At 50.2% G+C, this 11,522-nt stretch carries 11 protein-coding genes, 2 tRNA genes and 1 rRNA gene; all 14 read left to right on the top strand.

From position 1 onward, the window contains the following. Nucleotides 1-2: 2 nt before the first annotated feature. A complete protein-coding gene (locus DW743_RS11400) occupies nucleotides 3-779 on the top strand; it encodes a hypothetical protein (RefSeq protein WP_022462659.1) in 777 nt (258 codons plus the stop codon). 436 nt (nucleotides 780-1,215) lie between these two features. Then, nucleotides 1,216-2,757 (top strand): anthranilate synthase component I, encoded by a 1,542-nt coding sequence (gene trpE / locus DW743_RS11395; RefSeq protein ID WP_117761643.1) that lies wholly within the window; start codon nucleotides 1,216-1,218, stop codon nucleotides 2,755-2,757. Next, nucleotides 2,754-3,326 (top strand): anthranilate synthase component II, encoded by a 573-nt coding sequence (locus DW743_RS11390; RefSeq protein WP_117761644.1) that lies wholly within the window; start codon nucleotides 2,754-2,756, stop codon nucleotides 3,324-3,326. Before trpE ends, DW743_RS11390 begins: the two co-directional genes overlap by 4 nt. A gap of 34 nt (nucleotides 3,327-3,360) precedes the next feature. After that, nucleotides 3,361-4,380, top strand: coding sequence for an anthranilate phosphoribosyltransferase (gene trpD / locus DW743_RS11385; RefSeq protein WP_117761645.1), 1,020 nt, complete (start codon nucleotides 3,361-3,363; stop codon nucleotides 4,378-4,380). Between the two features lie 4 nt (nucleotides 4,381-4,384). Then, complete coding sequence (trpC, locus tag DW743_RS11380; protein WP_117761646.1) at nucleotides 4,385-5,167, top strand: indole-3-glycerol phosphate synthase TrpC; 783 nt, start codon at nucleotides 4,385-4,387, stop codon at nucleotides 5,165-5,167. Nucleotides 5,168-5,220: 53 nt separating this feature from the next. After that, nucleotides 5,221-5,829 carry a phosphoribosylanthranilate isomerase gene (locus DW743_RS11375; RefSeq protein ID WP_055228636.1) on the top strand — a complete coding sequence of 203 codons (609 nt, stop codon included), beginning with the start codon at nucleotides 5,221-5,223 and terminating at the stop codon, nucleotides 5,827-5,829. Further along, complete coding sequence (trpB, locus tag DW743_RS11370; protein ID WP_022462653.1) at nucleotides 5,822-7,006, top strand: tryptophan synthase subunit beta; 1,185 nt, start codon at nucleotides 5,822-5,824, stop codon at nucleotides 7,004-7,006. The genes DW743_RS11375 and trpB overlap by 8 nt, the downstream gene beginning before the upstream one ends. Beyond that, complete coding sequence (gene trpA / locus DW743_RS11365) at nucleotides 6,999-7,781, top strand: tryptophan synthase subunit alpha (RefSeq protein ID WP_055219903.1); 783 nt, start codon at nucleotides 6,999-7,001, stop codon at nucleotides 7,779-7,781. Before trpB ends, trpA begins: the two co-directional genes overlap by 8 nt. A 137-nt stretch (nucleotides 7,782-7,918) precedes the next feature. Further along, nucleotides 7,919-8,842, top strand: a complete 924-nt coding sequence (locus DW743_RS11360; protein ID WP_117761647.1) for a ribonuclease Z — start codon at nucleotides 7,919-7,921, stop codon at nucleotides 8,840-8,842. After that, the gene (gene tsaD / locus DW743_RS11355; RefSeq protein WP_022462650.1) at nucleotides 8,835-9,860 is read left to right on the top strand and encodes a tRNA (adenosine(37)-N6)-threonylcarbamoyltransferase complex transferase subunit TsaD; all 1,026 of its coding nucleotides are present in this window, start codon (nucleotides 8,835-8,837) and stop codon (nucleotides 9,858-9,860) included. The genes DW743_RS11360 and tsaD overlap by 8 nt, the downstream gene beginning before the upstream one ends. Before the next feature lie 79 nt (nucleotides 9,861-9,939). After that, on the top strand, nucleotides 9,940-10,668 hold the full coding sequence (gene ispD, locus DW743_RS11350) for a 2-C-methyl-D-erythritol 4-phosphate cytidylyltransferase (protein WP_117761648.1): 729 nt from the start codon (nucleotides 9,940-9,942) through the stop codon (nucleotides 10,666-10,668). A 250-nt stretch (nucleotides 10,669-10,918) separates the two neighbouring features. Beyond that, nucleotides 10,919-11,004, top strand: a tRNA-Ser gene (locus tag DW743_RS11345). A 48-nt stretch (nucleotides 11,005-11,052) separates the two neighbouring features. After that, nucleotides 11,053-11,142, top strand: a tRNA-Ser gene (locus tag DW743_RS11340). A gap of 224 nt (nucleotides 11,143-11,366) precedes the next feature. Continuing rightward, nucleotides 11,367-11,522 (top strand): 16S ribosomal RNA (locus DW743_RS11335); the annotation flags it as partial.

Here is an 11,522-nt window from a genome sequence, read left to right as displayed (position 1 = left end):
CGATGAGCGGTTATATTTTATGTCAGGTCAAACGGGCGAAAAATCCGTATTATATTTCCAACATCAGCACAAATATTTATTCCATCGAGGAACTGTGCTATTATCTGTACCACAACATCTATCTGCTGGACGAGACCATCATTAACGAGCAGCTGCTGGTGTGGATGAAAGAAGAACTCCACTTAAGAAGACTGTACCAGCGTCTCTACGTCCTTCTGGAGGAGAAAAAGAACATCGGTGAGTTTATCCTGCCGATCTTCAAGGAGATCAATTATCTTTCCCACGATCAGTTCCGTGAGATGAATGAGCGCCTGAAACGGTTCGAGGAGCAGCCGGAGATTGTGCGGAAAAAAATCAAGGGAGACTACCTTGTTGACCACGAAAAATATATCAATGCGATCCAGGTTTACCAGGAAACGCTGAAAGATACCGAGGAAAACGAAACCAACATGGGAAGCCAGTTCACCGGAAGTATTTACAACAACATGGGCTGTGCCTACGCAAGTCTGTTCCAGATGAATGAAGCACTTACGTGCTTTCAGAAAGCAAATGAAGAGCTGCACACGAAAGCATCGTTAAAGAGCTGGCTGTTTGCGGTCTACATGAGCAAAGGACAGGATGCCTATGAGCAGATGTGCACCGAACGGAAAGTGGATGCCGAGACGAAACGGGAGATGGACCGCCAGATCACCGAGGCAATGCAGGTCGAGCTCCCGCGCGATCTGGACGAAGCTCTTGCGGCGTGGACACGGGAATATCATAAAAATACCGGACTTTGAATAAAAAGAGCAAAAAAATTACTTGACAGCAAAAAAGAATGGGACTATAATACAGCCCATAAGAAAAAAATAAATACTTTGAAACCGATGAAGTGGAGATAACGTTGGAAGCGCACTCACAGAGAGCCCGGGCAGGTGGAAGCCGGACAGAAAGCGGATCAGCAAATGGACCACGGAGGGTACAGGGAAAAGCGGGAAACCGTCTGAGTATTCTGTAACGTGCAGGCATACGTTAGTTGCCAGGAATATGATAGTATTCTGCAGAGCGTGTGAGCAATCGCAAAACAAGGTGGCACCACGAGTATAAAAATATACCCGCCCTTGGCAAAGAACAAAGTGATTCTTTGCCGGGGGCGGTTTTTTGTATATCAGAAATTGGTTCTGAGGACCAGTGTTGATGACAGCCTTTGCAGACACAAGGAAAGGAGATAACAAGATGAAACAGATGACGTTAGAAGAAATTTCAAAAGCAGCCGCATCGGGAGCTTTTCAGAAAATCCCGGTAAGCAGAGAAATTTATTCGGATATCCGTACACCGGTAGAAACACTGAAAGTCCTGCAGGGCGTCAGCAGCCACTGCTACATGCTCGAAAGCGTGGAGGATAAAAAACAGTGGGGAAGATACACCTTTCTCGGCTACGATCCGTCGCTGGAACTCACCTGTGTCAACGGAAACCTGACAATCACCGCCGCTGCGGCAGAGATGAAAAAAGTAGAAGATATTCCGGAAAGTCACAAAGAACAGCTTCCGACCGGACCGATCCGGCTGACCGCAAAGACAGCCCATCCGGGAGCCGTCATCAAAACCCTGATTGAAAAAAATAAAAGTCCGAAGATCGCGACACTGCCGACCTTCACCGGCGGCCTCGTCGGATACTTCTCTTATGATTACATCAAGTACAGCGAGCCGACCTTAAAGCTGGACGCAGAAGATCAGGAACATTTCAAAGATGTCGACCTGATGCTGTTCGATAAGGTCATCGCCTATGATAATTACCGTCAGAAAATCGTACTGATGATTAATATCGAAACCGAAAATCTCGAAGAAAATTACGAAAAAGCCGTACAGGAACTCGAAAAAATGGAAGAGCTGATCCGCTTCGGAAAACCGGCCGAGACGAAAGCCGGCCACCTGAAATCCGAGTTCCGCCCGCTCTTCGATGAGAAAGCGTACTGTGAGAAAGTCGAGCAGGTCAAACATTATATCCACGAGGGAGACCTCTTCCAGCTCGTTCTCTCCAACCGGCTCGAAGCTGATTTTGAGGGAAGCCTCCTCGATACGTACCGCGTCCTCCGCACGACGAACCCGTCGCCGTACATGTTCTACTTCTCGAGTGATGATGTCGAGATCGCCGGTGCATCCCCGGAAACTCTTGTAAAAGTCGAGGACGGAGAGGTCCGGACCTTCCCGCTTGCCGGAACGCGGCCGAGAGGAAAGAGCTATGAAGAAGACCAGCGGCTGGAAAAAGAACTCCTCGCCGATGAAAAAGAGCGTGCCGAGCACAACATGCTGGTTGATCTGGGAAGAAACGATCTCGGAAAGATCTGTGATTTCGGAACCGTGGAAGTAGAAAAATACATGTCAATCGAGCGTTACTCCCACGTCATGCACATCGGTTCCACTGTAAAAGGACAGCTTCGGAAAGACAAGACCGCAGTCGATGCCATCGATTCCGTTCTCCCGGCCGGAACCCTCTCCGGTGCACCAAAGCTCCGTGCCTGTCAGATCATCAACGAGCTGGAAAACAACAAGCGCGGCATTTACGGCGGTGCGATCGGCTATCTGGATTTCACCGGAAATATGGACACCTGCATCGCAATCCGGCTTGCGTTTAAGAAAAACGGAAAAGTGTTCGTCCGCTCCGGCGCCGGCATTGTAGCCGACAGCGTACCGGAAAAAGAGCATCAGGAATGCATCAACAAAGCAAAGGCCGTGATGGTCGCACTTGCAGAGGCAGAAGGAGGAAGTAACTTATGATACTGCTGGTAGATAATTATGACAGTTTTTCCTATAACCTGTATCAGCTCGCCGGTTCGATCAATCCGGACATGAAGGTCATCCGGAACGACGAGATGACGATCGACGAAATCCGTGCACTGGCACCGGCATCCATCATTTTATCTCCCGGACCGGGCCGTCCGGAGCAGGCAGGCCGATGCATGGAGATTGTAGAAAAATTAGGCGGCGAGATCCCGATCCTCGGTGTCTGCCTCGGCCATCAGGCAATCTGTGCCGCGTACGGCGCGACCGTCACCTATGCGAAACAGCTGATGCACGGCAAACAGTCCGAGACAACGCTGGATCTTACCTCGGAATTATTCCAGGGGCTGCCGGAAACCGTTCCGGTTGCAAGATACCATTCCCTCGCAGCTGATGAAGCGACACTGCCGGAAACCTTAAAGGTAACGGCAAGAACCGCAGACGGCGAGGTCATGGCAGTCGAGGACAGTGAGAAAAAGATCTACGGAGTCCAGTTCCATCCGGAATCCATTCTGACCCCGCAGGGCAGACAGATGGTAGAAAACTTCTTAAAAATTACAAGATAGATCACAGGACAGCAAAGAAAGAGAGGAACAGAATATGATTCGGGAAGCGATTGTAAAACTGGTAAATAAAGAGAACTTAACCTACGAGATGGCAGAGGGCGCCATGGATGAAATCATGGGAGGAAAAGCCGATCCGATCCAGATCAGCGCATTTTTAACTGCCATGACGATGAAAGGCGAGACAATCGAAGAGATCACCGCATGTGCCAACGGCATGAGAAAGCACGGTGTTCCCATGGAACATGACAAGGATGTTCTGGAAATCGTCGGAACCGGCGGAGATAAATCCAATTCCTTCAACATCTCCACAACAGCATCCCTTGTGATCTCTGCAGGCGGCGTCGCAGTTGCAAAACACGGAAACCGCGCCGCATCGAGCAGATCCGGCGCAGCCGACTGTCTCGAAGCGCTCGGCGTCAAAATCGACCTGGAGCCGGAGAAAAACAAAGAAGTTCTGGAAAAACTTGGAATCTGTTTCCTGTTCGCACAGAAATACCACATGTCCATGAAATACGTGGCACCGGTCCGCAAGGTGCTCGGCATCCGAACCATTTTCAACATCCTCGGACCGCTGACCAACCCGGCAGCAGCCACGATGCAGGTGATGGGTGTCTACGAGGAAGCACTTGTCCGCCCGATGGCAGAAGTTCTCTCCAATCTTGGTGTCAAACGCGGCATGGTTGTCTACGGCCAGGACTGCCTCGATGAAATTTCCTTAAGCGCACCGACAAGCGTCTGCGAGATCAAGGACGGAACGTTTGAGGAATACGTCATCACACCGGAAGAGTTCGGCATGACCCGCTGTACCAAAGAAGAGCTGGTCGGCGGAACCCCGCAGGAGAATGCTGAAATTACGAAAGAAATTCTTGCAGGAAAGAAAGGCCCGGCAAGAGACGCTGTTGTCCTGAATGCCGCCGCAGCCCTTCATGTAGCAAAAGAAATCCCGATGCAGGACGCTGTAAAACTGGCAGAGGAGCTGATCGACAGCGGAAAAGCACAGAAAAAACTCGAAGAGTTTGTGTCACTCGCCAACAGATTGGCAGAAGAGGAATAAACATATGATACTGGAAACGATTGCAGAAGCCACAAGAAAACGTGTCGCTGCAGAAAAAGAGAAGTGTTCTCTTGCAGAAATGAAAGAAAAAGCAACGGCGATGAACCCGGATACTGGATTCCCGTTTGAACAGACGCTGAAAAAGCCGGGCATGTCCTTTATCTGCGAGGTAAAAAAAGCCTCCCCATCGAAGGGCATCATCGCAGAAGATTTCCCCTATCTGGAGATCGCAAAGGAATATGAAGCGGCCGGTGCCTCCGCCATTTCCTGCCTGACCGAGCCGGAATACTTCAAAGGCGACAAGCGTTACTTAAAAAAAATTGCAGAAACCGTATCCATCCCGGTTCTGCGGAAAGATTTTACCGTGGATCCCTATATGATCTACGAGGCAAAGGTGCTCGGAGCCACCGCTGTCCTTCTGATCTGTGCGCTGCTGCCGGAGGAAACCTTAAAAGAATATCTGGAAACAGCGCATTCCCTCGGCCTTTCCGCTCTTGTGGAAGCCCACGATGAGGCGGAGGTTGCACAGGCCATGCGCGCCGGAGCAAGGATCATCGGCGTCAACAACCGCAACTTAAAAGATTTCACGGTCGATATCCACAACAGTGAGCGGCTGCGGGAGCTTGTCCCGGAAAACATTGTTTTCGTATCCGAGAGCGGCATCAAAACGCCGGAGGATGTCGGAAGACTGTATCAGAATAAAACCGATGCCGTTCTGATCGGCGAAACGCTGATGCGGAGCAGCAACAAAAGAGCAGAACTTGAAAAACTCTCTTCAATATGTTAAAGTGGTAACGTAAGTGCGCAAAACAAAACAGAGCGCACGGGGAGTCAAACGTTATGGAAGAACAGACCAGAATCAAAATCTGCGGGCTCACACGGCTGGAAGACATCGATGCGGTGAATGAACTGAAGCCCGAATATGTCGGCTTTGTCTTTGCAAAAAGCCGCAGACAGATTACAAAAGAACATGCCGTGACGCTGCGGCGCTATCTGGATCCCGAAATCCAGGCGGTCGGCGTCTTTGTGAACGAGCTTCCGGCGATTGTCGCAGGATACCTCGAAGAGGGCGTCATCGATCTGGCACAGCTCCACGGAAATGAGAGTGAAGAATATATCCATTCGCTCCGGTTCCGCACCGGCGGGGAACTGATCAAGGCATTTTCCATCAAAACCAGGGAGGACGTCGAAAAGGCGAAAAAAAGCAGCGCCGATTACATCCTTCTCGACCACGGAAAAGGCGGTACCGGCGAATCGTTCGACTGGTCACTGATCAGAAACATGGACCGCCCGTATTTCCTTGCGGGAGGCCTGAACGCCGAAAATGTGGAACAGGCGATTTTACAGACACATCCCTTCGCCGTCGACATCAGCAGCGGTGTCGAGACAGACGGCGTAAAGGATCCGAAAAAAATCACAGAATGCATAAGGAGGATAAGACATGTCTGACGGAAGATTTGGTATTCACGGAGGCCAGTACATACCGGAAACTCTGATGAATGAAATTATCAATTTGGAAAAACAGTACAATTATTATAAAAACGATCCGGAGTTCTGCCAGGAGCTCGATGACCTGCTGAAAAATTACGCGGGCCGCCCGTCCCTTCTCTACTACGCAGAGAAAATGACAAAGGATCTCGGCGGAGCAAAAATTTACCTCAAACGAGAGGATCTGAACCACACCGGAGCCCACAAAATCAACAACGTGCTCGGACAGTGCCTCCTCGCAAAAAGAATGGGAAAAACCCGTGTCATCGCAGAGACCGGAGCCGGCCAGCACGGTGTGGCAACCGCAACGGCAGCAGCGCTGATGGGACTTGAGTGTGAGATCTTCATGGGAAAAGAAGACACCGACCGTCAGGCCCTCAATGTATACCGGATGGAGCTTCTCGGTGCAAAAGTAAATGCCGTTACTACCGGAACTATGACCTTAAAAGATGCCGTCAATGAGGCGATGCGCGAGTGGGTATCACGTGTCGATGACACCCACTACGTTCTCGGTTCCGTTATGGGCCCGCATCCGTTCCCGACCATCGTCCGCGATTTCCAGGCTGTCATCAGCAAAGAGGCAAGAGAGCAGATCCTCGAAAAAGAAGGAAAACTCCCGAAAGCCGTCATGGCATGCGTCGGCGGCGGAAGCAATGCGATGGGTATGTTCTATAACTTCATCAATGACAAAAATGTCCGCCTGATTGGATGCGAGGCAGCAGGACGCGGCGTCAACACCGCAGAGACTGCAGCAACCATTGCAACCGGAACACTCGGCGTCTTCCACGGTATGAAATCCTACTTCTGCCAGGATAAATATGGTCAGATCGCACCGGTTTACTCGATTTCCGCAGGCCTTGACTACCCGGGCATTGGACCGGAGCATGCATATCTGCATGACATCGGCCGCGCCGAATACGTTCCGGTAACGGACGATGAGGCAGTAGAAGCTTTTGAATACCTCGCAAGAACCGAGGGTATCATCTGTGCGATCGAGAGTGCCCATGCAGTAGCCCATGCGATGAAGATCGCAAAAGAATTTGATCCGGAAGACTCCATCATCATCTGCCTGTCCGGACGCGGAGACAAAGACGTAGCAGCCATTGCAAGATACAGAGGGAGGGATCTTCATGAGTAAAGTAACAGAAGCATTTTCAAACAGCAAAGCATTCATTCCGTTTCTGACAGCCGGAGACCCGAACATTGAAAAAACAGAGAATTATATTCTGGAGCTCGAAAAAGCAGGCGCAGACCTGATCGAGATCGGAATCCCGTTCTCGGATCCGATTGCCGAGGGCGTTGTCATCCAGGAGGCAGACCTCCGTTCCTTAAAAGCCGGAACTACCACCGATAAAATTTTCGATATGGTAGCCTCCGTGCGCAAAAAAACAGACATTCCGCTGGTGTTTATGACCTACTTAAACCCGGTGTTCCATTACGGATACGAGCCGTTCTTTACAAAATGCGAGGAAGTCGGCATCAATGGCATCATCATCCCGGATATGCCGTATGAGGAAAAAGGCGAATTAAACGATATTGCGCGCAGCCATCAGGTAGATGTCATTTCCCTGATTGCGCCGACGTCTGAGCAGCGCATCCAGAAAATTGCCGCAGACGCCGAAGGTTTTATCTACCTCGTATCGTCTCTGGGCGTTACCGGTGTCAGAAGCGAGATCAAGACAGACCTCGATTCCATGATCGCCGCAATCCGCAAAGTAACCGATATTCCGGTAGCCGTAGGCTTCGGCATCAACACGACCGATCAGGCGGCCAACATTGCAAAAATTGCGGACGGTGTCATCGTCGGAAGCGCTATCGTCAAAATGATTGCGAAGTACGGCACTCATGCGGAGCAGCACATCTATACGTATGTCCGCATGATGAAGGAAGCTGTCATGACAGCAAATAAATAAAACCCGCGTCATTGCGTGTTTGAAAAAACTGTGTTAAGATGAGAGCGTGTCTGAAACAAACCGTTTTGGACACGCTTTTTCAACGTAAAATACCTGACCGGCTTTCGAAAAAGCCGGATAGAATATGGAGGAAAAACGTGTTAGATGTATGTTTACTGGGAACAGGCGGTATGATGCCTCTGCCAGGCAGACGCCTGACCGCCCTGATGACCCGATACAACGGAAGCAGCCTTCTGATCGACTGCGGCGAGGGAACCCAGGTTGCCATCAAGGAAAAAGGCTGGACCTTTAAGCCGATTGATGCCATCTGCTTCACCCATTACCACGCAGACCACATCAGCGGCCTTCCAGGACTTCTCCTGACGATGGGAAACACTGACCGGAGAGAACCGCTGACCATGATCGGCCCAAAAGGCCTGGAGCGCGTCGTCAATTCGCTGCGCGTCATCTGCCCGGAGCTGCCGTTCCCGATTGTATTTCACGAGGTGACAGCGCCGGAGGAAGTGATCGAGATGAACGGCTACAAAATCACAGCCTTCCGCGTGCAGCACAATATCACCTGCTACGGCTATTCGCTGGAAATCTCCCGCAAGGGAAAATTCGATGTGGAGCGCGCTAAAGCACAGGAAATTCCGATTAAATGCTGGAATCCGCTGCAGAAAGGCGAGACTGTCACCCTGGATGGAAAGACGTATACGCCGGACATGGTCCTCGGCCCTGCCAGAAAGGGACTGAAGGTGACCTACTGCACCGATACCCGCCCGATTCCGTCGATCTCCGAACATGCGAAAGGCTCCGACCTTTTCATCTGCGAGGGAATGTACGGCGAGCCGGAAAAACAGGCAAAAGCAAAAGAATTTAAGCATATGACCTTCTACGAGGCGGCAAAACTGGCAAAAGATGCCGAGGTTGCCGAAATGTGGCTGACCCACTTTTCCCCGTCGCTCGTCGGCCCGCAGCGGTACATGGATGAGGTACAGAAGATTTTCCCGGCCGCAGAGCTTGGAAAAGACGGAAGATCAGTAGAACTGTTATTTGAAGAGGAAACGAAAAATGAGTGAAAAAGATACCCTGATTCTTGCAATTGAGAGCTCCTGCGATGAAACCGCAGCCTCCGTCGTGAAAAACGGAAGATGTGTGCTGTCTAACATTATTTCATCCCAGATCGCCATCCATACCCTGTATGGCGGTGTTGTGCCGGAAATTGCATCCAGAAAACATATCGAAAAAATCAACCAGGTTGTAGAAGCGGCCTTAAAAGAAGCCGATGTCACTCTGGATGATATCGATGCGATCGGTGTTACGTACGGCCCTGGTCTTGTCGGCGCACTTCTCGTCGGCGTGGCAGAGGCAAAAGCGATCGCCTATGCAAAAAAGAAACCGCTGGTCGGCGTTCACCATATTGAAGGCCACGTCTCGGCGAACTATATCGAACACCCGGATCTGGAGCCGCCGTTCCTGTGTGAAATCATCTCCGGAGGCCATACCCATCTTGTCATTGTAAAAGATTACGGTTCTTTCGAAATCCTCGGAAGAACGAGAGACGACGCAGCCGGAGAAGCCTTCGACAAGGTAGCCCGTGCCATCGGACTCGGCTATCCGGGCGGACCGAAGATCGACAAGCTGGCAAAAGAAGGAAACCCGCACGCCATCGACTTCCCGCGTGCCCACATGGAGGATGCGCCGTATGACTTCAGCTTCAGCGGCGTAAAATCTGCCGTTTTAAACCATCTGAACAAATGCCGGATGACAGGCGAACCAATTGTCGAAGCAGACATCGCTGCGTCCTTCCAGCAGGCCGTTGTGGACGTTCTGGTGGATAATGCCATCCGTGCGGCCAAAGATTACCATATGGACCGTCTGGCGATCGCCGGCGGCGTTGCATCGAACGGGGCACTCCGCGCGGCGATGGAAGCAGCATGTGAAAAAGAGGGCATCCGCTTTTACCGTCCGTCCCCGATCTTCTGTACCGACAATGCGGCCATGATCGGTGTGGCAGCTTACTACGAGTACCAGAAGGGAACCCGCCACGGCTGGGACCTGAATGCCGTACCGAACCTGAAGCTTGGAGAACGATAAGAAAAAGAAACTTCCGCAGCAGAACGGAGAAGAGAGATCTGCTGCGGAGTTTTTGCATTTGTAGAAAACGGAGGAAAAGATGAGCGAGAAGAAAGAAAAATACACTGTGGTTGTCCTGGCAGCCGGAAAGGGAACCCGGATGGGCGGAAGCGTAGCAAAACAGTTTCTGGAAATCGGAGGAAAACCAGTCGTGGTTTACGCGCTGGAGGTTTTTGAACATTCGCCGGAGATTGACCAGATCATTCTTGTGACAGGTGCGGATAAAATAGAATACTGTCAGAAAGAGATTATCGAAAAATATGGAATTAAGAAAACTGTTTCCGTATGCGCAGGCGGAAGGGAACGGTATGAATCTGTCTGGAAAGCATTGCAGACGCTGAAAAGCCTGGAAAGCGAACAGGAGCAGAAGACCGATTACGTTCTGATTCACGATGGTGCCCGCCCGTTTTTAAACCAGGAAATGCTGGAACGTCTCTGCGCATGTGTAAAAGAAGAAAAAGCCTGTGTCCTTGGCATGCCGGTCAAGGATACCATCAAGCTTACCGATGAAAACGGAAAAATCAGGGAAAGCCCGCGAAGAGATCTCGTATGGCAGGCACAGACCCCGCAGGCCTTTGCAGCAGAGCTTCTGTTTCCGGCATTCGAAAAACTGATGCAGCATTCCACAGAAGGAATCACCGACGATGCCATGGTTGTGGAGCAGGAGATGGGAATCGCATCAGTGATGGTAAAAGGCGGCTATGAAAATATAAAAATCACAACACCGGAGGATCTGCTCGTTGCAGAGAGCTTTCTGGCAGAAAAATAGAAAAAAGCAAAATACAGAAAGCAAACTATAAATAGATAAAAATAAATGTGTGAATTGCAAAACGGGGAAAAACAGCGAAAACGAAAAAGAAATTGAAAAAAATGTAAAAAAAATTCAAAAAAGTGGTTGACATTCTGAAACACTGCTGATATAATAACGAATGTCGCTGAGCGAGAGAGATAAAAACGCAAAGCTGACAAGCCAAAAACTGAGATGATTTCGGGAGTTACCGAGATTTGAATTCACACACGGAGAGGTATCGAAGCGGTCATAACGAGGCGGTCTTGAAAACCGTTTGTCCGAAAGGGCGCGTGGGTTCGAATCCCACCCTCTCCGCTCAAAACTCAGTTAATTGAATATCTGATTATGAATCAGGCAAACTATGGAGAAGTACCCAAGCTGGCTGAAGGGGCTCCCCTGGAAAGGGAGTAGGTCGTTAATAGCGGCGCGAGGGTTCAAATCCCTCCTTCTCCGCTCGACTTTGAAAAAAGTTGAAAAAAGTTCTTGACAAATGCAAATGAGTTTGATAAAATAAACGAGTTGCTGACCGAGAGAACAGTGAAGAACCTTGATAATTAAACAATGAAACACATCCTCGAAAGTTCTGAATAAGTAATTCAAAACGATCGAAAGATCCTTTAAAACAGTAAAAGGGATAAATTAGCTAGTATGTTGATTTTGAACTTGGAACAAACATTTTATCAGAGAGTTTGATCCTGGCTCAGGATGAACGCTGGCGGCGTGCTTAACACATGCAAGTCGAGCGAAGCGGCTGAATTGATTCTTCGGATGATTTTCGGTTGACTGAGCGGCGGACGGGTGAGTAACGCGTGGGTGACCTGCCCCATACCGGG

The sequence above is a fragment of the Blautia sp. AM28-27 genome (genome assembly GCF_003480905.1).
Lineage (GTDB): Bacteria > Bacillota > Clostridia > Lachnospirales > Lachnospiraceae > Fusicatenibacter > Fusicatenibacter saccharivorans.
The sequence above is the reverse complement of the archived record's forward strand: the minus strand, read 5'-3'. Positions and strand labels throughout refer to the sequence as shown.